The 22,055-nt window shown below is 38.6% G+C and carries 20 protein-coding genes; 5 read left to right on the forward strand and 15 right to left on the reverse strand.

Annotated features, from left to right (window positions below; genetic code table 11):
* Positions 1-283: 283 nt before the first annotated feature.
* From M2M59_RS11035 to M2M59_RS11045, 3 genes are read left to right on the forward strand one after another with little or no spacing between them, the layout of a single operon-like run.
* Positions 284-916 (forward strand): GNAT family N-acetyltransferase, encoded by a 633-nt coding sequence (locus M2M59_RS11035; protein WP_066788955.1) that lies wholly within the window; start codon positions 284-286, stop codon positions 914-916.
* Between the two features lie 19 nt (positions 917-935).
* On the forward strand, positions 936-1,586 hold the full coding sequence (locus M2M59_RS11040; protein ID WP_249774601.1) for an acetoin utilization AcuB family protein: 651 nt from the start codon (positions 936-938) through the stop codon (positions 1,584-1,586).
* Positions 1,583-2,746, forward strand: a complete 1,164-nt coding sequence (locus tag M2M59_RS11045; RefSeq protein WP_249776006.1) for an acetoin utilization protein AcuC — start codon at positions 1,583-1,585, stop codon at positions 2,744-2,746. Before M2M59_RS11040 ends, M2M59_RS11045 begins: the two co-directional genes overlap by 4 nt.
* Before the next feature lie 52 nt (positions 2,747-2,798).
* Here M2M59_RS11045 and ccpA read toward each other — a convergent pair whose 3' ends face one another.
* On the reverse strand, positions 2,799-3,797 hold the full coding sequence (gene ccpA / locus M2M59_RS11050) for a catabolite control protein A (protein ID WP_066788961.1): 999 nt from the start codon (positions 3,795-3,797) through the stop codon (positions 2,799-2,801).
* Positions 3,798-4,088: 291 nt separating this feature from the next.
* Entirely contained in the window at positions 4,089-5,174 is a 1,086-nt protein-coding gene (locus M2M59_RS11055; RefSeq protein WP_249774602.1) for a bifunctional 3-deoxy-7-phosphoheptulonate synthase/chorismate mutase, read from the reverse strand.
* Positions 5,175-5,355: 181 nt separating this feature from the next.
* Here M2M59_RS11055 and pilM point away from each other — a divergent pair, with 181 nt between their 5' ends.
* Positions 5,356-7,506 carry a pilus assembly protein PilM gene (gene pilM / locus M2M59_RS11060; RefSeq protein ID WP_249774603.1) on the forward strand — a complete coding sequence of 717 codons (2,151 nt, stop codon included), beginning with the start codon at positions 5,356-5,358 and terminating at the stop codon, positions 7,504-7,506.
* A gap of 51 nt (positions 7,507-7,557) precedes the next feature.
* Here pilM and M2M59_RS11065 read toward each other — a convergent pair whose 3' ends face one another.
* The 10 genes from M2M59_RS11065 to M2M59_RS11110 all read right to left on the reverse strand — a co-directional run bounded on the left by M2M59_RS11065 (position 7,558) and on the right by M2M59_RS11110 (position 18,507).
* Entirely contained in the window at positions 7,558-8,103 is a 546-nt protein-coding gene (locus M2M59_RS11065) for a YtxH domain-containing protein (RefSeq protein ID WP_249774604.1), read from the reverse strand.
* Between the two features lie 16 nt (positions 8,104-8,119).
* Positions 8,120-8,581: a DUF948 domain-containing protein gene (locus M2M59_RS11070; protein WP_147196039.1), complete on the reverse strand. Its 462-nt coding sequence runs from the start codon at positions 8,579-8,581 to the stop codon at positions 8,120-8,122.
* Between the two features lie 213 nt (positions 8,582-8,794).
* A complete protein-coding gene (murC, locus tag M2M59_RS11075; protein WP_249774605.1) occupies positions 8,795-10,099 on the reverse strand; it encodes a UDP-N-acetylmuramate--L-alanine ligase in 1,305 nt (434 codons plus the stop codon).
* A 440-nt stretch (positions 10,100-10,539) separates the two neighbouring features.
* Positions 10,540-14,064: a DNA translocase FtsK gene (locus M2M59_RS11080; RefSeq protein WP_249774606.1), complete on the reverse strand. Its 3,525-nt coding sequence runs from the start codon at positions 14,062-14,064 to the stop codon at positions 10,540-10,542.
* A 332-nt stretch (positions 14,065-14,396) separates the two neighbouring features.
* Positions 14,397-15,005 carry a YtpR family tRNA-binding protein gene (gene ytpR / locus M2M59_RS11085; protein ID WP_147196040.1) on the reverse strand — a complete coding sequence of 203 codons (609 nt, stop codon included), beginning with the start codon at positions 15,003-15,005 and terminating at the stop codon, positions 14,397-14,399.
* Positions 15,002-15,817: a DUF1444 domain-containing protein gene (locus tag M2M59_RS11090; RefSeq protein WP_371923814.1), complete on the reverse strand. Its 816-nt coding sequence runs from the start codon at positions 15,815-15,817 to the stop codon at positions 15,002-15,004. The genes ytpR and M2M59_RS11090 overlap by 4 nt, the downstream gene beginning before the upstream one ends.
* Before the next feature lie 69 nt (positions 15,818-15,886).
* On the reverse strand, positions 15,887-16,198 hold the full coding sequence (locus M2M59_RS11095) for a thioredoxin family protein (protein ID WP_066788983.1): 312 nt from the start codon (positions 16,196-16,198) through the stop codon (positions 15,887-15,889).
* 12 nt (positions 16,199-16,210) lie between these two features.
* Entirely contained in the window at positions 16,211-16,801 is a 591-nt protein-coding gene (locus M2M59_RS11100; protein WP_249774607.1) for a hypothetical protein, read from the reverse strand.
* Between the two features lie 11 nt (positions 16,802-16,812).
* Positions 16,813-17,343, reverse strand: coding sequence for a DUF84 family protein (locus M2M59_RS11105; protein ID WP_371923783.1), 531 nt, complete (start codon positions 17,341-17,343; stop codon positions 16,813-16,815).
* 114 nt (positions 17,344-17,457) lie between these two features.
* Positions 17,458-18,507 carry a M42 family metallopeptidase gene (locus tag M2M59_RS11110; protein ID WP_371923815.1) on the reverse strand — a complete coding sequence of 350 codons (1,050 nt, stop codon included), beginning with the start codon at positions 18,505-18,507 and terminating at the stop codon, positions 17,458-17,460.
* Positions 18,508-18,697: 190 nt separating this feature from the next.
* Between M2M59_RS11110 and M2M59_RS11115 the strand changes: the two genes are divergently transcribed.
* The gene (locus M2M59_RS11115) at positions 18,698-19,012 is read left to right on the forward strand and encodes a peptidase M4 (protein ID WP_066789000.1); all 315 of its coding nucleotides are present in this window, start codon (positions 18,698-18,700) and stop codon (positions 19,010-19,012) included.
* 48 nt (positions 19,013-19,060) lie between these two features.
* Here the strand turns inward: M2M59_RS11115 and M2M59_RS11120 are convergent, their stop codons facing one another.
* The 3 genes from M2M59_RS11120 to M2M59_RS11130 all read right to left on the reverse strand — a co-directional run bounded on the left by M2M59_RS11120 (position 19,061) and on the right by M2M59_RS11130 (position 22,018).
* Positions 19,061-19,924: a YtnP family quorum-quenching lactonase gene (locus M2M59_RS11120; RefSeq protein WP_249774608.1), complete on the reverse strand. Its 864-nt coding sequence runs from the start codon at positions 19,922-19,924 to the stop codon at positions 19,061-19,063.
* A gap of 302 nt (positions 19,925-20,226) precedes the next feature.
* On the reverse strand, positions 20,227-20,877 hold the full coding sequence (gene trmB, locus M2M59_RS11125) for a tRNA (guanosine(46)-N7)-methyltransferase TrmB (protein WP_147196044.1): 651 nt from the start codon (positions 20,875-20,877) through the stop codon (positions 20,227-20,229).
* A 133-nt stretch (positions 20,878-21,010) separates the two neighbouring features.
* Positions 21,011-22,018, reverse strand: a complete 1,008-nt coding sequence (locus M2M59_RS11130) for an NERD domain-containing protein (RefSeq protein WP_249774609.1) — start codon at positions 22,016-22,018, stop codon at positions 21,011-21,013.
* Positions 22,019-22,055: the final 37 nt, after the last annotated feature.

The raw sequence follows: 22,055 nt of genomic DNA on the forward strand, positions 1-22,055 counted from the left end.
AAAAAAGCATTTCAACCGCTCCCATACGGTGAAATGCTTTTTTGCTGTTCATGAATCCATAGAAAGCGGATGCAGACCAGCTCTATAAATACCCCTTTAGTTGAACTTTCTCCCTCCAACCATCTTTTATTATAGTACATTTTTACAAGAATATTAATTCTTTTTTGTAGATTGCACAAATTCCCCTTTCTGAAATCATCCATACAATATTCTTAATTCCTCCGTTTTTTTCTGCTTTAGTCATGTATAATACTTATAATAACTCACTGAAGGTGGTGAATGAATGGAACACATCCGGCGTTATCATGCGAGAGAACTAGACACAGCGCATGGCAAGATTATAATTGAAGGCCCTGTCCCGCCAGAGGAATTACAAAAACTTTCATTCCATCAAGATTTGACGGCTTTTCGGACACCTGAAAAACAATTTGCTGCTATTATAGAAATAGCGAAACGACCAGAGGGCCGAATGATGATTGCTCGGTTGGATAATACAATTATCGCATACGCCACATTCCTTCATCCAGATCCATTAGAAAGATGGTCGGAAGGCAATTTAGAAAACTTAATAGAATTAGGCGCCATAGAGGTCGCCTCAGAATATCGAGGAAATCGGATCGGCAAAAGCCTGCTTCAGGTGTCGATGCTTGATGATATGATGGAAGATTATATAGTCATTACGACGGAATATTATTGGCATTGGGATTTAAAGCGTACAGGGCTTACAATCTGGCAATACCGAGACATGATGATTAAGATGATGCAGGCAGGCGGGCTAGAGGTTGCTGCAACGGATGAGCCTGAGATTGCCTCACATCCTGCCAATTGTTTGATGGTTCGAATCGGCAAACGTGTGGACCAAACATCGATTGATAGATTTAATTCCTTACGCATAGTCAATCGCTATAACAAGTGATACCTAAAGGGGTGACCATATGTTAATTGAAGAGATTATGAATAAACAAGTACTGACATTACAGCCTACTAACACGATGGCAGATGCTGCAAAGCTTATGAAAGAAAGAAAGATTCGCCATGTGCCAGTTGTAGATGAGAATGGAAAACTCTTAGGCTTAGTAACAGAAAGAGACTTAAAAAATGCATTACCTTCTTCCCTATTAAAAGATGGTGACACATCACTTTATCACCGAACATTGGATCAAATAATGATAACAAACCCTATCATTGGGCATCCTCTAGACTTTGTTGAAGAGGTAGCCCTTATTCTTTATGAGCATCGCATCGGCTGCTTGCCAATCGTCAGCAAAGGAGAACTGGTTGGCATCATCACAGGAACAGATTTACTTTACACTTATATTGAAATTACGGGTGCGACTAAGCCAAGCTCACAAATGGAGATACGAGTCCAAGACCGAATTGGAGCGCTACACGAAGTTACCAAAATTTTTGCTAATCATCACGCAAGTATATTAAGTGTTTTAATCTATCCGGATTCGAAAGACGATGAAAATAAAATATTGTCTATTCGGCTAAAAATAATGAATCCGCTTCCAATTATTGATGAGCTACGCAAGGAAGGATTTGATGTGCTATGGCCCAATATTCCAACCAAATCTCGCCAATGAAAAAAGCGGTATTCGTATACTCACCTGAACAGTTGGATTATAAATTCTCTGAAACACATCCTTTCAATCAGAAGAGGCTTGAACTTACAGTAGACCTTTTGAAAAGCTTTCATGCGTTAGATGATGAGGATATCATAACTCCTCGCGATGCAACAGATGAGGAGCTTTTGCTTGGACATGATTCGCGCTATATTGAAGCCGTAAAAATGGCAGGGCATGGTCATCTAACAGCAAAGCTTGGAGAGCCTTTTGGTATCGGAACAGAAGATACGCCGATTTTTCAAAATATGCATGAAGCCAGTTCTAAAATTGTCGGCGCTACATTGACAGCCTGCGACTTTGTCATGCAAGGCAAATCACAGCACGCCCTTAATCTCGGTGGCGGACTACATCATGGTTTTAAAGCGCGGGCTTCTGGATTTTGCATTTATAATGATAGTACAGTCGCTATTAAATATATGCAGCAAAAGTATAACGCACGTGTTTTATATATAGATACCGATGCCCACCATGGTGATGGCGTGCAATGGAGCTTTTATGACGACCCCAACGTTTGTACAGTTTCTATCCATGAAACGGGGCGCTACCTGTTCCCTGGTACCGGGGCTGTAACTGAACGTGGCAATGGATCTGGATATGGGACATCCTTTAATTTTCCGATAGACGCCTTCACTGAGGATGAATCTTTCTTAGATGTTTATCAAACAGCATTAAAGGAAATTACGGCGTATTTTAAACCTGATGTCATTCTTTCTCAAAATGGAGCCGATGCTCATTATTTTGACCCATTAACACATCTATGCGGTACAATGAATATCTATAGAGAAATACCTAAGCTAGCCCATGAACTGGCACATGAATTCTGCGATGGTAAATGGATTGCAGTTGGCGGTGGAGGATATGATATCTGGCGCGTAGTACCAAGAGCTTGGTCCATGGTTTGGACAGAAATGACGGACAAGGGTACACCAATAGGCAACATCCCTCAATCTTGGCTCGACCAGTGGCAAAAAGAATCCCCTGTACGCCTTATTCCAACTTGGGATGATCCGGAAAATATGTATGATCCGATTCCACGCAAAGCTGAGATTAGTGAAAAGAACCAACAAATATTAGATAAAGCACTATATCAAATACGCACAAAACAAAACTCTCATTAATATAAAAAAGACGCATTCCCTATTTAGAGAATGACGTCTTTTTCTTTACACACTATTTAGTAGAATTTCTTTCAATCATGCGATATGGCAATATAACTTGGCCATCTTCTACATTTTCTTTGTTCATGTATTTTGTTAATAAACGCATCGATACAGCTCCGATGTCATACAAAGGAAGAACAACGCTAGTTAATTGTGGTCTTACCATACGTGCAAGCTTTGAATTCTCAAAGCTGATGACTTCATAGTCCTCTGGCACACTCTTGCCTAGATCCTGTGCTCCATGGATGATGCCAATGGCCAATTCATCGCTTCCAGCGAAAAAGGCAGTTGGTGGATCGGCTAGTTGGCTAAGTGTTTCAAAATCCTCCAAACCGCTATCGTATGAATCCTCAGTTGCAATAACAAGATCTTCATCTAACGCAATGCCCTCTTCTTCTAAGGCCTTCTTATAACCTTCAAACTTAAATTTTTTATTAATGGTTGAAGAGAAAGGACCAGATATATAGGCGATGCGGCGGTGGCCATTGGCAATTAGATGTTTCACCGCTTCATAGGCCGCTTGCAAATAATCAATATTGACAGATGCTATTTCCTTCATCTCGTCTAATGTACCTGCAAGTACGATAGGGACAGGTGAATGGCTCATTTTATTTTGCAGCTCTTCGCTTACTTGGTCGCTCATCATCACGATCCCATCAACTTGTTTGCCATACATATTATCTAGCAGCTGCAACTCCTTCTCTTCCCTTTGGTCAGAGTTAGATAAGATAATATTATAACGATACATAGTCGCGATATCTTCTATTCCTCTCGCTAATTCAGCATAGAAAACATTTGAAATATCAGGGATAATAACGCCTACAGTTGTCGTCTTTTTGCTTGCTAATCCACGCGCTACTGCGTTTGGTCTATATTCTAAGCGTTCGATTACATCGAGGACTTTTTTTCTTGTTGTGGGTTTCACATTTGGATTGCCATTGACCACGCGTGAAACCGTAGCCATCGAAACATTTGCTTCGCGTGCTACATCATATATTGTAACGGTCAATTTTTTGCCTCCTTCTTTATGTCGTGTTAACAGACAGTATAACCTTTCGTTTTGATAAAAAGTCAACTGCACATCACTGCCCGTTTGGGTCCTCCAATACACAGTGAAAGCAGAATATTCTTCCGCTATGTAATGCTACACTTTGTTATACCCTCTATAATACGATAGAATGAAAACGTTTTTCAAGAAATTAAAAACGACGACTCAACTAACGAATCGCCGTTTGTCTTTAAAAATAGGTAAGATTGTATCCAATCTAAGTAGAGGCACTGCTTGCCATTCCATTATTTATTACTTTTCGATTTGATAATTTTTCATGAACTGTTGCATTTCATTGTAGAATTCATCAAATTGCGGAATACTCATTTGCTGCTGTGAATCTGACAAAGCAACAGCTGGATCTGGATGAACTTCTGCCATAACACCGTCTGCTCCAATCGCAATGGCAGCTTTTGCGCAAGGCAATAGCAAATCACGACGTCCAGTGGAATGCGTAACATCCACTAATACTGGCAAATGTGTTTCCTGTTTCAGAATAGGAACAGCTGAGATATCCAATGTGTTGCGAGTTGCTTTTTCATATGTGCGAATACCGCGTTCACAAAGAATGATTTGATCATTCCCTTTAGAAATAATATATTCAGCTGCATTGATAAATTCATCGATCGTAGCTGCAAGACCACGTTTTAATAGCACAGGTTTCTTCGTTTCACCAGCGGCTTTTAACAATTCAAAGTTTTGCATATTACGCGCACCAATTTGAATAACATCTATATAATCAAGCGCCTCATCCAAATGTGCTGGCGTAACAATTTCAGAAACCACACCTAGACCATATTTAGTCCCTACTTCTTTTAGGATTTTTAGCCCTTCTAAGCCTAACCCTTGGAAATCATAAGGAGAAGTACGTGGTTTATATGCCCCGCCTCGCATTAATTTTAATCCTTTATGACTGATAGCCTCTGCCACAAGGGCCGTTTGTTCATATGACTCTACTGCGCAAGGGCCAAATACGAATGTTGGTGAGCCCTGGCCGACCGTTTCGCCATTAATCGTTACAATCGTATCCTCTTTCTTCTGCTTCCGTGAAACTAACAGCTCTTTCTTATGATCAGTCTCTTGAAGCTTCAATGCAGATTTGAAGATTTCCTTAAAGATATGTTCAACAGTCCCTTGGCTCAGCGGACCATCGTGATGTTCTTTTAATAGATTTAACATATGCCGTTCACGAAGGGGATCATAACGGTTGACACCTTGTTTCTCTTTAATTTTTCCAATCTCTTGAACTACTTCAGCACGTTCATTGATTAAACGTAATATCTCAAGGTTTAATTCATCAACGCGGTCACGCAGGTGATCTAAATTTTGATGACTCATGCCGTTTCTCCTCTCTCCCGTGTATCCAGACCTTTCAGAAGTCTGAAAACTATGATACATTTTATGATAATAGGATTATTATAATCGTTTTTAATATGAATGTCACGCATATTTTCTTTAACGCTTCAACGCGATAAAGTTATTCTTACTTATATTCATTTTTTGGAAAGGTTGTGTGTATGTGTTTAGTAAATTTTTTGCGTTAGATATCGGTACCCGCTCCGTTGTCGGCATTATTCTTGAACAACAGGGAGAACAGTTCCATGTTGTTGATTTAATTTCAAAGGAGCATAAGGAACGTGCCATGGTAGATGGCCAAATACATAATGTGATTCATGTCTCATCAGTTATAAAAGAAATTAAAGAAGAATTAGAGGAAATACATGGTCCTCTTCTTAAAGTAAGTGTAGCTGCAGCAGGAAGAGCCTTAAAAACAGAGCAGGCCTCAACAAAGCTTAATTTAATCAACCGTCAGCCTCTTACAGAAGATGATATTCATCGTCTTGAATTAGCAGCTGTACAATTAGCAAGCCGGCAGTTACTAGAGCATAAAGAACAAAAGAGAGGCAGTCATTATTATTGCGTAGGTTACTCTGTTTTATACTATCGGTTAGATGGCCAAGAAATTGGTAGCCTGCTAGATCAGCAAGGAGAAGAGGCAGAGGTAGAAGTCATTGCGACTTTCCTTCCTAGAGTCGTAGTCGAATCGTTAATTGCTGCTTTAAAGCGCGCAGATTTAGAAATGGAAGGCCTTACGTTAGAACCGATTGCAGCAATCAATGCGCTAATCCCCTCTACAATGCGTCGATTAAATATTGCATTGGTTGATATAGGAGCAGGCACTTCTGATATCGCTATCACAAATAAAGGGACTGTTGTAGCATATGGCATGGTACCAACTGCCGGAGATGAGATTACAGAAGCCTTAAGCGATCATTATATACTGGATTTCCCTGTTGCAGAAGAAGTGAAAAGATCCTTATCAACACAGGAAGAAGTACTGATTGCTGATATTCTTGGTTTTGAGCAAAGCTATCCGAAAGAAGAAATCGTTGATATCTTGCGCCCTGCTGTCACATCGCTTGCGGAAGCTATTGGCCAAGAGATTTTTCATTTAAATAATCATACTGCCCCAAAAGCAATACTTCTGGTAGGGGGTGGAAGCCTGACCCCCGAGATCACGACCGAAATCTGCAAATTCCTTCAGATTCCTTCTAATCGTGCTGCTGTTCGTGGAATTGATGCGATTCAAAAATTGACATTTGAAGAACATGTGTCGGCTTCACCTGAGCTAGTGACACCTATTGGTATTGCGATGGCTGCAAAAAATACACCGATCAGGTACATGTCTGTCGAAGTGAATCAGCAAACAGTCCGCTTATTCGAGCTAAAAGAAATGACCGTTGCAGATGCCTTGCTATCTGCCAATATCAATATTAATCGACTATACGGAAAGCCTGGACTAGCCATGTGTGTCAATGTAAATGGGCAGGATATATTTGTACCCGGCGGTCACGGCGAACCGACTGAGATCATTGTAAATAACGAAAAAGCGAGTATCAAAAAACCAATTAAAAATGGTGATAGCATATATTTAATTGAAGGTAAAGATGGAGAAGCTGGTACTGCTACCATTGCAGATATTATTGAGTATAACGGTCCAGCGAACATAACTATAAATGATAGTTTGCATGAAATCGAGCCAAGCATTAGATTAAATACACAAAACGCAGATGTCGCTGCAAGCCTATCAGATGGAGATGTTTTGGTATTTGACCATTCCCATACCATAGAAGAGTGTTTACGACTAACCGGACAAAGTCATCTCGTCCAGTGGCTAGAGCCATTCCCTATTTCATTGGATGGACAATCCTATACTATCCAAAATGCTGAAGGTTCAATTTTAGTCAACAATCTTCCTGCATCCATCCAGTCTAAAGTGAAAGACGGCGATGTGATTCATATTAAGAAGGGAGAGTGTCCCTCGGTACAAACTGTAATGGCGCAGATGAATCTTTTGTCTGCTAAACAGATAACTGTATCCTTTCAACAGAGAGAGGTACGATTAGAAAAAGAATGCTATCAAGCTATCGTTAATGGTGAACCCGTTCCCTTTACAACACAATTAAATAGAAACGATCATGTAGAGTTTAAAGCAATCCAACTTGACTCCTTTAAATTCCGTGATGTGTTTCGATATGCTGATTGGAAAATGCCCGAACAATTCAAGGGCACATTTACACTTCTTCGAAATAACCAACCTTCTACTGTAGAAGCAGAGATATTTGGGGGAGATCAATTATCAATTCAGTTAGTTCCTGCTGTGAAATAAAAAACCTAAAGCATAAAAAATACGCCAGAGTAATTAACTCTGGCGTATTTTTTATTTTTTCTGAGATTCTTCTATTGCTGACATTGCTTCTTCTACAGCATTGCTTACTGCCGTAGGTTCATTGTTTTCTGATTCATACTCAGCAATTGTTTTCTCCATTGTTTCCATAATATCAAGCGGCTCTTCACCTTCTGAAGAAACAGTTCCATCATCAAGCGGCGGAGTAGCAGCTGGTTTCAATGATTTCACCTTATCAACCAATTGGCCAGATTGCACTTGGACTTTTTTAGAAATCTCTGCTGTTTTTTCTTTTGCAGAGTTTGTAATGCCAGCACTTTTTTCTTTTAATTGGCCTGCTTGTACTACTACATCGTTGCGAAGCTCTTTACCTGCTTTTGGAGCTAAGAATAAAGCTGCTGCAGCCCCTAAAATACCGCCGACAAAAGCACCGATGACAAAGTCTTTCATATTGACGCTGTCTTCATCTACCGCGTATAAAGCGTCCGAACGTGATTCATAGGGTTTTGGCAAATATGTTTGATCCTGATTCTCATAACCTATTTTTCTTACGTCGCCATAATTTGGTTTTTGTTCCATCAAAAGTAGCCCCCTTTTAGATATTACGATTATTACTTGTTGCTGCATCATCATAGATGGTATTCGCAGCTTTTTGCTTTTTCATTTGTGCACGAATGCCTAAAACAGCATTTCCCCATTGAATAACTTGTGCGATTTGCTCACTATTTCTTGAGACATTCGTGTTAACAGAAGAAGTGACATGTTTAACTGAATCACTTAATCCTTTCACTGAATCTCCAAATCCTTTAACTGCTGTTACAACAGAATTCAATTCTTGTGATTTCACTTGAATATCAGCAGCAAGTAGATTTGTTTTTTCTAGTAGGTTTGTAGTTTCTCGTGTAATGCCTTGCATTTGTCCTTCGATGCCAGCCATTGTACCAGCAACATGATCCATTGTTTTCTTCAAGGCGCCTAGTGTCTTAGCTAAACTAATGCACAAAATAAGAATTCCTATTCCCACTAGCAACGCAGCGATGTATAAAATGACAATCATTTTTAAACCCTCCATTTCTGTATATATTGGATTTTTCCACAAAATAAGTGTATTTAAACATCACTTACCTAATTACATTCTACAAACTTTCTTGAACTCCTGCCAGTTAAAACTCTAACTAAGCTGATAAAAGAGCCAATTGCCTTATATATAACCGCTTTTAACCATAAAAAAACCGCAGAAACAGAAAAGTCTGTACTGCAGTTTTCTTTACTATGCTTCTTGTAAAAGTTCTTCGAATGCGGTCTGGAATTTATGTATATCTCCAGCTCCCATAAATAAAAATACCGCATTTTCATGGCTTAACAATTCGTTGATGTTTTCTTTGTTTAACAAATGGCTTTCCTCAATTAAGTTCGCCAAATCCTCGATTGATAAGGCGCCTCCCTTTTCACGAGCTGAGCCAAAAATATCACACAAATAAACACAATCTGCCCCGCTTAAGCTGTCAGCAAAATTCTTTAAGAAAGCTTGCGTACGTGTAAACGTATGAGGTTGGAAAATTGCAATCAGCTCTTTATTAGGGTACTTCTGGCGGGCTGATTCTATGGTCGCACTAATCTCAGTTGGATGATGCGCATAGTCATCGATTAATATGCGGCTTCCTCGTTCTGTTTCAGTAAAGCGGCGTTTTACTCCATGATACGTATGCAGTCTCTCTTGAATAAGGGCTGCTGGAATACCTTCATAATGGCAAAGCGAAATAACAGCCAATGTATTTAAGATTGTATGATCTCCGTACATTGGAATAAAGAATTTACTATAGTATTCATTGCGAACATACACCTCAAAAGATGTACCTTCTGTTGTTTTTTCTACATTGCGTGCTTCAAAGTCATTTTGTGAGCCAAAACCATAATATACAACTGGAACATTGGCTTGAATTTTTTGTAAGTACTCATCGTCACCACAAGCGACAATCGCCTTTTTCACTTGCAATGCCATTGATTGGAATGCACTAAATACATCATCAATATCCTTATAATAATCTGGATGATCGAAATCTATATTTGTCATTACTGCATAATCTGGATGATAAGCTAGGAAATGGCGCCTATATTCACAGGCTTCCATAACAAAGTTCTTAGCATCTTTCATTCCTCCACCAGTACCGTCTCCTATAAGATAGGATGTAGGAGTAGCTCCTTCCAGTACATGAGCCATTAAACCGGTTGTCGATGTTTTACCATGAGCTCCCGTAATAGCAATGGAAGTAAATTTTTCCAAATATTCGCCCAAAAATGTGTGGTAGCGTATTACTTCCAAGTTCATTTCCTTTGCCCGTATAATTTCTGGATGGCTATCTGGAAAAGCATTTCCCGCAATAATAGTCATCCCTTCCTTAATATTATCAGGGTCAAACGGCAAAATTGTAATATTTCGTTTTCTTAGCGGTTCTTCAGTAAAGAAATGTTTTTTAATATCAGACCCTTGCACAGATTCACCTGAATCGAATAATATTTGTGCAAGTGAACTCATTCCTGAACCTTTAATACCTGTAAAATGATAAACTGTCATGTTGAAACCTCCCGGGAAAGTCTCCTTACCCTTGAATAATCAAATCTCTGTAACGGCTCGCTATAAATTTCATGTCATTCAACAATCCTTTCAAAAGCATAAAGGATGAAGAGATGGCAGATTAGTCTAAAATAAGCAACCAGCCATCTTCTATATATAACTCTTTTTATGTCGATGCCTTATTAAAACAACTACCATTATAACATGAAACTATGCGGTTCTAAACTATCCGTATATTTCAATAAAATGAAACTTTCACTTAACGGTGTAATCTTGATCCTCTAACTGAGGAAAGTATTTAAATTAAAAATTAACAGGTTGTTGTCCCCACTTCTATACCTCTTTATATCACTCTCAGTGCTATTGTGGGGCCAAGCGCCTGTTATTGCGGTATACATTATGCTTATAAAGTAAATAAAGTATGGGAATTACGCGTGATATTATACATGGGAGCCGTTGAATATGTTTTCAAGATCTTGTTCAGTCAAAAAGACATCTCTTGGTTTAGTGCCTTTGGATTCTGAAATAAAACCTTGCGCCTCCATCATATCTACTAATCTTGCTGCACGGTTATAACCTATGCGATATTTTCTTTGCAATGAGGATACAGAAACAGTTCCTTCCCTACAAATGAATCGGCAGGCTTCTTCAAATAGTTCATCTTGTTCTTCAATAGAGTCAACTTTTTTTAGTAGCTCTTCTTGTTGGAATAAGTAATCTGGTTCGCCTAACGACCTTACATAGGATGTAACCTCTTCAATCTCATCATCCGTTACAAATGTTCCCTGTACACGAACCGGAGCAGACATTCCGTTACCTAAATAAAGCATATCGCCTCTACCTAATAATCGTTCAGCGCCTTGGCTATCTAAGATCGTACGTGAATCCACATGTGATGATACAGAGAATGCAATTCGTGTAGGAATATTAGATTTAATCAATCCTGTAATAACATCAACAGACGGCCTTTGGGTCGCAAGTACAAGATGAATACCACAAGCTCTAGCTTTCTGTGCAATTCGGCAAATGGATTCTTCTACTTCTTGAGGAGACATCATCATTAAATCAGCCAATTCATCAATTACAATGACTAAATAAGGCATCTTTAGAGAAAACTTACGTTCTGCTTCTACCATTTTATTGTAGCGGGTAATATCTCTCGCTCCAGCATGTGCAAATAGCTGGTATCGTCGCTCCATCTCTTCCACAGCCCACTTTAGTGCAGCAGTTGCTGCTTTCACATCAGTGATGACAGGACTTACTAAATGCGGAATATGATTAAATGGCGCTAATTCCACCATTTTAGGGTCAATCAACATTAATTTAACATCCTGTGGGCTTGCTTTTAATAATAAGCTAACCAATAGTGAATTAATGCAAACGGATTTACCAGACCCTGTTGCCCCTGCAATCATTCCGTGCGGCATTTTCCGCAAATCAATCGTCATCGGTTCTCCTGTCAAATCCAAACCGAGTGCTGCTTCAAGAGGAGAATCTGAGTTAATGAAAGAAGAATGTTTTACAACTTCGGTAAGTCGGACAGCACGTGATGCACGATTTGGTATTTCAATACCTATTGAGCTTTTACCAGGTATTGGAGCTTGAATACGTATATCTCTTGCTGCAAGTGCCAGCTTTAAGTCATCCGCCAAATTCCGGATTTTACTTACCTTCACACCGTGGCCTACCGTTATTTCAAACTGTGTGACTGCAGGCCCTTGCACAATTTGAACAATCTCCCCATCGATTTGGAAGTAAGATAATGCTTCAATCAGTTTTTCACCTTGTGCATCCATCCAACCAAAATCCTCAGTTTGCTCTTCAGGCGGCTTTAAATAAGCGATTGCTTCGTCCAAATGCTCGTTTACTGTAGAAGGTTTGTATTCGACTTTCTCTTTTTTGTCTTCGATAGAAGCTGTTTCCGTATCTATCTGAGCTGGATAAGATTCCTGCAAAACCTCTGGTGACTTTTCGATAATCTCTTCTTGGATTTCTTCTTCTATTTCTGATTGCTTTGGCATTGAAGCTGCTGGCACTTCTTTAGTCTGTACAGCTTCTTGTTTTGAAGGAGTACTGAAGGATGTTTTATTCCTCAATGGTGTCTCAATGTTGCTGTAAGGGTTTAGCTTTTCCTTATCTGTCTTTAACATCACCACATTAAATGGAACTCTGCTACCTGAATGCTCTGTTGCATTTGGTATTTCATCTTCATCATTTTCAGGTATTTCTCCTTCAAATGCTTGCACTGTTTCTAATTCAGCTTTCTGTACTTCTAGTAATTCATGCTCTTCAACAGTTACACTATTTGCCTCTGTTGCTTCTTTCCGATTCAACGTCTCTATTTCTTGTACAGTCTCATCGTTGACAGGGTTAGTTATTTCTTCTACAACAGGCTGGTTAATTGGCAACTTCTTTCCTGACCATGATATATCTATGTTGCTAAATGGATCTAATTTTTTCTTATCTGTTTTTAGCATGACCACATTAAATGGAATTTTGCTACCTGAATTTTTGTTTTGTACTATCTCTTCTGGTATTTCTGTTACTTCTAGTTCTTCTAGTTCTGCTGTTGCTTCCTGTTCTTCTATTGCTTCTTGTTCTTCTATTACTTCCTGTTCTTCTATTACTTCTCGTTCTTCTATTACTTCTTGTTCTTCTATTACTTCTTGTTCTTCTATTACTTCCTGTTCTTCTATTACTTCTTGTTCTTCTATTACTTCCTGTTCTTCTATTACTTCCTGTTCTTCTATTACTTCCTGTTCTTCTATTACTTCCTGTTCTTCTATTGCATCAGCTGCAATTTCAACGTTGGTTTCAATTACCTGCGCTTTTTCTTCATGTACAGGTCCTTGCACAATTTCATTACATTCGCCTTCATGCTTATAATCTTCTTTCCCACTCCTATTTGTTTCTACAATCATGTGTTCACTTTCTGATTTGGCAGGCAATTTTTCTAGTGTAGGCGATTGCTGAATTTTAGTCTTTTCTTCAACTATATGTTGAGATGTATTATTTGGAACCTGTCCTACTTGTTCTTCTATTCCCTTGTCTAGATTTTTTGGTAACTCAGGCTTTATTATGGACCCGCTAGCAGGTAAATCTGCTTTTGTTGTTTCATTTCCATTAGACTTTTGCTTGTTCATATGACTATCAATCAAAGCTTCTGTTGTCTTTGGAAGGGGCTCTTTTGCCTTTTTTTCCTTTTCATCTATTAGTTTATGAATATCTTTTGGAGGCTTTGGTCTCTTAAAACCATAGACTGGTGAAGGCACATCTGTTGGGACGAACTTCTTTTTCACTGGGTAGTCTACTTGCTTCGCATCCGCTTTTTCTTTCTCTCTATCTTTGTTTATCTCTTTTTCTTGAGAAGGATAAATTGCCTTTTTTTCATACTTGGTCTCTTGCTTGAATGTCTTCTTTTCATACTTCGTCTCTTGCTTGTATGGCTCGTGAGCTGGTTTTATAGGCTTAGCGTTACTTGATCGAAAAGGGTTATAGGTTTCCCTACTTTGCTTTTCCACTACACCTTTTAATCCTCTAGGCTCTCGACTAAATGGAGAATAGTCTTTAGGCCTTACAGTAGATTGTTGTCTATCTTGCCAAGTTGAATGGATTTTCGTATGCTGCCTTGGCTGTTCAAAGAATCCAGACGTCTCTGCAGGAGGAATATTATAGTCCTCAGCTTCTTCCTCATTACTTTCTTTCACATATTCATCTGAAACCATTGGAAAGTTAAATGACGGATGCGGTTCCTGAGATTGTTCTGTTTCTATCATTTCATCTCTATAAGCAGTATAGTCATATTCATTTTCATTATAGTAATCTTCAGAATTGTTTTCTCCAAATTGATCATATGATTGATAAGGTTGATCTTCTTCATATTCATTGTAGGTCTGATTTTTTCCTGGCGTTTCTTCTGCTTCATCGCCTAGAATTCGAGTTACGATTTTTTTAAACCAACTCATTATATGCACCACTCTTTTCTAAATCATTGACTACATTTTAGCAGTAACAAATAGCTTCATGCAACGCGTTTGAGACGAATCTGTCACAACTCCCTATTTTTTCACGTAGAATTTGGTGATTCGAAAAAAATCGCGGGGATATTTTACTAGAGTTACTTGTTCATTTTTAGGTCAATCCAACACCCAGAGCCCAGGACAGTAGATTTCCTTAACGATGATCTCTTTGAAAAAAACCGCCTCCAAATTGAATTGGAGACGGTTATATATTTTAATTCAAGCTCTATTTAAATATCCTACTTTAAACAACCAATATGGCTATAATGGCGGGATAACTATACTTCAAATGCTGCTCCCACTTTTGCATCTTCCTCAAGTACCATAATTCCTTTAACTTGAGGAGCATTAGGGATAGCTAATTCACGCGCTGAGCAAAGCATGCCGTATGAATCTACTCCTCGTAACGCTGAAGCTTTGATAAGCATTCCTGAAGGCATAACTGCTCCTACTTTTGCTACTACAACGCGCTGCCCCTCCGCAACATTTGGTGCTCCGCATACAATTTGTAGGGGTTCATCTTCGCCAACATCTACCTTGCAAATATGTAATTTGTCTGCATTTGGATGTTCAGATACTTCTTTCACATGGCCAACAACAAATTTAGGAGACAGATCAACATCAAAGTCTAAATGAGCATCATTTTTATTGACGGCATCTTTCAATTCAGAGATCAGTTCCTCTGTAATGGATACATTCCCTGCTTCTTCAATTTTCAAATAGTTGCTTGCATTGAATAGATTAAAGCCTTTGACTTCACCTGTTGCCTTTTCTTTTAAAAATACTAGGTCGTTATGTTTTTCGATTTCTGTTTTTACAATAGGTTCACTTGAAAGCTGAACGAGTAAAACATCCCCTACAAATTCTTTGTTGTATGATACGATCATGATTCTCCTTGCTCCTTCTTCACTCTATTTTTAGCCAATATAAATATCGGTTCTAGTTTGCCATCTTCGTATATGAAGGACAATGAGGTAATAGGCACAGCCCCAACCGTAAAGAAATGCATGGTCATTTGTGCAAGCACATCATATCCAGTATTATTTCTTATATCTCCTATAATGAGAACATCTTGATGAGGTACGGACACCGTCATATCCCCTTCTACTTGGCTTTTCATTTCCTTTAAGAAAGCGTCATTTAAAATTCGGCTTGCATCATAGCCATCATTTTCATTCAAAAAGTAAAAGATATTGCCGCCTACCTCATCTTTTTTTACATGTGTAGGAAGTTTACGAACTTGAAAACGTGCAGATTCTTTTACTCTTTCAGCAGGCACACCTAATTGACTGAGCATTGACTCATCTATAAGCCTATATGTAGTGCCTAAATCAAGTGCATAGTAGATAACCGTTTCAGCTGTATGTTCTGAGGTGAGAAACGGTTGTCCTTCTTTAGACTTCTTAGGAAAAGAACCAGAACGAATGACTGGATAGACATTCGAGAGATCTTTGAATCCCTGCTCTTTTTCTGCTTTCAATGCCTCGAATGTCTGTTCAATGGTATAGACAACTTCATCAATTGCTTTATCTTTGCGCTCATCATATTTAGTTAGCACATCACCAAGAGAAAGATCCATCCCCTTGCCAGTTGAACGTTGGTCTATTCGCAATTTGTTGGTCTTATTTTCTAGTTTCCATTCATAGTGAGTTTCCCCTAGACGGTCTTTTAAAATAGCTACTAATTCTTTCGCTTTAATCGTACTCACTCCTTTTGGAAAATTACTGTTTATCAAAAGTCCAGATAGCTCACTGTCCCTCTGCGAATTTTATTGTGCTTGCAGGAATTTTTCGATTTCCTCTTGAGTTTTGCGGTCCTTTGAAACAAAACGGCCAGTTTCTTCCCCATTAGAATAAGCGATAAAACTTGGGATGCCGTATACATTCAATTCCACACATAAATCAATAAAGTCATCACGGTTGATTGAAACAAATGTGAATTCGCTAAATTTCTTTTCAACCTCTGGCATAAATGGGTCAATAAAGCGGCAGTCCGGACACCAGCCAGCAGTAAATAAGAAGACATGCTTCCCTTGTCCTTTTAATTCATGAAATTGTTCGACAGATTGTAGTGTTTCCATTTAATCGTTACCTCACTTATTTTTTATTTGTACAGAATGGGCAATTTCCATTAGCTCAGGAATCGTATGGTCAATATTTTGTTGGCCTGATACGCCAGTAATTTTGACTCCGCCAGTACCTGCGACTACCCGATAATTGTGATTATCGTCCTCTAACACACTTGCAAAGCCAAATTGACCGTCTTTCTCATAAGTCTGTTCCTTTACAATGGCATCCTTTTCCTTTTGTTGTATAGCCTTGTAAAACTGCTTGCTTTGCTTTGGCTCATGCGGGTTAATGAATAATGAAAAAGTTTCATCACCTTTTTTAAGAAGTATATTTGTTTCATCCGAAGATGATTTAATCGTAAAGTCCTTTGGCAAATAAAATTGCAGATGTTCTGTTGAGGCAGTACTTGTCTTTGGTTTTTGCTCAAAAACTTGGTCTGCACTTTCAAAGCCTTTTGAAATTTTTGTATCCACATTATTGCTACATGCTGCTACAGTGAATACAAACGCACTGCAAATCATTAGTCTTGTACATTGACGGAACATGTCCATTCCTCCATTCGTACTTTTACTAATTTCATTGTAGAATGCCCGATAGGTCAATGCAACTATCATGTTTTTTCATGCTATTTCGAGTTTTTTTGATAGAAAAAGTATTGACCAACTAGCTCTTGAAGAATATGTTCGAACATCTCTTTGCGGTCAATCAATCCATCTGTAAAAACGCCAATCGCACCGGCAGTTTGCCTAGTATCCAGCTGTTTTGTGTATTCGTCCATTATTGGGCCAAGCTCTTGTGTGCTAGTCAGTTTGCTGGCAATTTCTTGCGGTAAAGGAATTTGAGCTCCTGCAGCAGTTAACACCTTGCCATTCGGCAAAGCTAAGGCTCCCCAATTGCATAGGTACATGATATCTTCTATTATCGTAACGCCGCCTTCTAAACCGAAGGCTAGATCTGCATTTGACTCTGCCAACATTTTTTTCGCACGGTTGATAGCGCCCCTCCTTGTCTCTTCAGTAGACATAGGCTGAGGAGAAACATCAGAAGAAACCGATAAATGTTCGAACGTTAATATATCATGAAAATGCTTTGTCACCACTGAAATTACCGCTGATACTTTTGCTTTATTTGTTGTACCAATTCCTACTTTCATCATAAACACTTCCTCGCAATAAGTTAAGGGGAGATCCCCTTATTAGGAAATCTCCCCTTACTATATCAAATAGGCATGAATAGTTTCCACAATCCAAGCACTGGTATATATCTATGACTACTGCTGACGGATTGATTCTAGTGTAGAACGGTCCGCATTTTTTACTAATTGAACGAGCAATTCTTTTGCTGCATCAATATCATCTGTATGCACAATAGAAGCATGCGTATGAATGTAGCGTGAGCAAACGCCAATTACTGCACTAGGTATACCATCATTTGAAGTGTGGACTACACCTGCATCCGTGCCGCCTTGTGAAACGAAATATTGATAAGGAATGTTATTGGATTCTGCTGTATCAAGAACATACTCTCGTATGCCCTTATGCGTAACCATCGTTCTGTCCAATATGCGAAGCAATGTTCCCTTACCTAGTTGGCCAAATTGTGTTTTATCACCTGTGGCATCATTTGCAGGGCTTGCATCTAATGCGAAGAATAAATCAGGTTTAATCATATTAGCCGCTACTTTTGCACCTCGCAGGCCGACCTCTTCCATTACATTTGCGCCTGAATAAAGCGTATTCGGCAATACCTCATCTTTTAATTCTTTTAATAATTCAATGGAAAGACCGCAGCCATAGCGATTGTCCCAAGCCTTGGCCATAATCTTTTTCGGATTGACCATAGGTGTGAATGGGCAGATTGGAAGAATTGGTTGACCTGGACGGACACCCGCCTTTTCAGCTTCTTCTTTGTTGTCAGCACCGATATCTATCAGCATATTGCTAATCTCCATTGGTTTCTCTCGCATTTCTGATGTTAATAGGTGTGGCGGTACTGAAGCAATCACACCTGGGATCTTGCTGTCTTTCGTATAAAGCTCCACACGTTGTGCGAGCATAACTTGGTTCCACCAGCCGCCAAGTGTTTGGAAGCGAATCATGCCATTATCCGTAATGCCTGTCACCATGAATCCTACTTCATCCATATGTCCAGCTACAAGAATGCGTGGACCTTTTTCGTCACCTTTTTTTAGTCCAAATATGCCACCTAAGTTATCTTGTACAATTTCATCCGCGTATTTAGATAATTCTGCTCGCATGTATGCACGTACAGCATGTTCATTGCCTGGAGCTCCTGGCAATTCAGTAAGTGTCTTAAACATCTCTAATGTATCTTGTTTCACAGTGAAGCCTCCCTTTATACAGTCTCTTTTATTGTAGACAAAATAGTAGGAAAATTCCACTTCTATATTTCGAATTGCGAAGTTTTATGACCACCTATCCTATTACCCTCTGAATGTTCATTTCAATCTATTTGTGATACACTGTATATATGAAAAGGGGGCATTTATAATGAAATTAGGAGACTTCTTATTAGGCGTTGCAACTGGTATTTCAGCTGCTTATGTAGTAAAACGGGTCGGCGAAAAAGTAAGTCCGTACGAAAATGCAGACCATGTTCTCAACAATATAAAAGAAGCTTTTAAAGAACAAGGTCCTATTGATGGTTCATGGATTTATATGCAACCAGAAACAGTTTACAAAGAAAACATTGAAATTCCTGTATACAAAGGCGGTATATCTCGTGTGCAAGAAGGAGAAACCGTGAACTTTGAATTCTCAGCAGATGCAAGAACAGGTTCAGTAGTCGATTTAGTAAAAGTATAATTTATTAATCTATTCCCCCATCTTACAAATAAGATGAGGGATTTTTTGTTATGCTGTTGTATGTGTCTCTCTCGTACGCGGCAATTCTGCAATAATCTCTTTTCCAGATTGATCCCATTTGATTAATCGTTTATGGGCATCGTGATAGAAACTTACCCAATAGCCGTTCTTTAGTATTTCGTCTACCAGTTTTTCTTTTGCAAAGACAGATGTCATTGGATAATCATCATACGCGAGTACCCATAGCGGATTTTGATGCGCATGTGTCGGCATTATGTCCGCCATATGGATGATTGTTTCTCCTGCTTGTGTTAGCCGGATAATAGCATGTCCCTCACTATGACCACCTGTATGGAACATTGTAATGCCAGGCATTACTTCCAATTCTTCCTCAAATGTTTGAACTTGTCCTATAATTGGCTTCCAATTTTCTTCCCAATACGTATTGGCTGAACGAATATTCGGTTCTCTCATCTCATCCCACTCAATTTGTGAGGCCATAATTTTAGCATGAGGGAACGTAGACACCAATTCATCATTTTGCCACTTGGTCAATCCACATGCATGATCAAAGTGCAAATGAGTCATGAGCACAATATCAATATCTTCTGTTGTAAGTCCTAACTCTTTTAAACTATCATCGATTTTCGATTGCTCTTCCACACCATAATTGCGCAGCTGCTTCTCTGTAAATTTCCCATTGCCCACACCTGCATCAATCAATAAATTTTTCCCTTTATACTGAATCAAAATCGGGTCTGTTCGAAGTTCAATTTGATTTTTTTCATTGCTAGGATATTTTCTTGACCATAAAGGCTTTGGCACAACGCCAAACATCGCGCCGCCATCTAAATAGGTTACTCCCCCATTTAACCACGTTAACGTCATATCATGAAATTGAAATGTATCCATTGAAAATCCCCCTTTGTGTAATAAGACCACTGAAAAATCGGTTATGCTCATGAAGAAATCAATAATAATCTCTTATTTTTTCTTCTAGTAGTCTCAACTTAAGACAGCACCGATAGTAGCTACCGTTATAATTGTAACATAATTTAGAAAAATTAGAGTATATCTATTGCTTATGATAGGGGCCATTATTCTATTCTTTAGTAGAAAACGTTTTCCAATAAATTCTTCCTAATAAAAAGCGCATGGCTTGATCTACCATGCGCTTTTTCTATTTCATATTCGCGAAAGTTAAAATATATTAGCTATTTTTTAAGCTGATATTGAGCTTCAAGACGATAGATCGGTTGTCCCTTCGAAGAAAATTTCTCTTCATACTCAGTCATCACATTGTCTTCAGGCATTTCCACATGTAAGTCAAGTGAGACTTTATTTAGCAGCATGCCGTAATGAGACACGCTGACTAATGAATACTCAAACAACCCTCTATTATCGGTTTTAAAGTGGATTTCTCCCTCATCAACTAAGATGGATTCATATATTTTCAAGAAGCTTTCGTGCGTTAGACGGCGTTTGGCATGTCTTGATTTAGGCCATGGATCCGAAAAGTTTAGATAAAGGCGATCCACATCGTTTTTAGTAAAGTATTTCTCTAAATCAGCGCCATTAATAAGCAATAAACGAACATTTTCTGGTGTACCCGCAGCGATCACTTTTTCAGCAGCTTTTACAATAACGCTATCAAATAATTCAATTCCCAAATAATTAATGTCTGGGTTTTGAAGTGCCATTCCGGTGATAAACTGACCTTTGCCGGATCCTACTTCGATATGAAGCGGATGGTCATTACCAAATAGTTTTTGCCAATTTCCTTTATATTCTTCTGGATTTGGTATAATGATTTCAGGGTGTGCTTTAATAAAATCTCCAGCCCACGGTTTATTACGAACTCTCATTATATTTCCTCATTTCTTTTATTCATATAATCAACATTTAATTATTCAAGAAGTTATAGGTTGAGTCAAGGGCTTTACGGCCAAAAAGATGACAAAGATCAGTATTTTTTTCTTTTAATCTCTGCAAATCCTACTAATATTGCGAAGCTGCATCTTCACCTGGGTCAATCTTATTGTACGAAGTAGTTAATACGTTTTGCAAAAGTGATTGCGCTGCTTTTAATTGCATTGCCTTCATAGGTGATGAATTTTTCTTCAAATAGCTAAACCAATCTGGATATGTTTTTTTATCGATATATTCGATACCAAAGCTCGTATTTGTATCATTAATATAACCATTTCTAGATAGCACAATTTTTTTGATAGGCATCTCAATGCCATTTTCTCGAAAAATTTGCTTTACAATACTTTCTGTTCGATTTAATCCAATTAGCGGACTTAAAATCTTTTTGTCAATCTTGCCAATTTTCTTCGTCCAAAAGCGGCTACCATCTGGAATAAAAGCTGCTTGGACCTCCTCTTCCAGGACTCCGATACAAAGACATTGTGTAGGAGTTAACAAGATAATACCCGCTTCTACAGGAGCCCGTTTGATTTGAAAAACAGGTCGATATAATAATAAATAGCTATCTGGCAAACGTTGTGTAAATGCACGCAGCAACGTATCTCGTGTGTATCTCGGGTTTAGATGTGATTCCTCTCGCAAAGTTGAGCTCGCCCATTTCATTTGAAACTGAAACAACTGATCAATATACATACGTTTTAAATCATCCATTGTTTGCGGTGCGAAATAGAAAGACGGCTGAAATGTATATGCGTTTTCTTCTTCGTGCATATCTGGAGCCAACTCTCCAGTTAATTCTTTTTCATTCTTTGTAAAAAAAGCTTCTGTACCATCTTCGATGTATTCATCATCCTGTGTTTTTTTACTTTTTCTACGGAAAAAACGTGGCAAAAAGCTCTTTTTTGGTTTTTCTTCTGCTTCTTCTACCTCAAGCTCACCATGAATGTTACCTGTCTCCCAATCGCTTTTCATACGGATCCATTGTACCTTTTTAAGGCGGACAAATTGGGTTGTGTATCTCTTTAAGTCTTTTTCATATCTAGAAACATAATCTTGCAATTTTACTAGCTGTGCCAAATGAACACCTCCCATATGAAGTTTTCTTTTTATGTAC

Origin of the sequence: Rummeliibacillus sp. G93 (genome assembly GCF_023515935.1) — a bacterium.
Taxonomy (GTDB): Bacteria; Bacillota; Bacilli; order Bacillales_A; family Planococcaceae; genus Rummeliibacillus; species Rummeliibacillus stabekisii.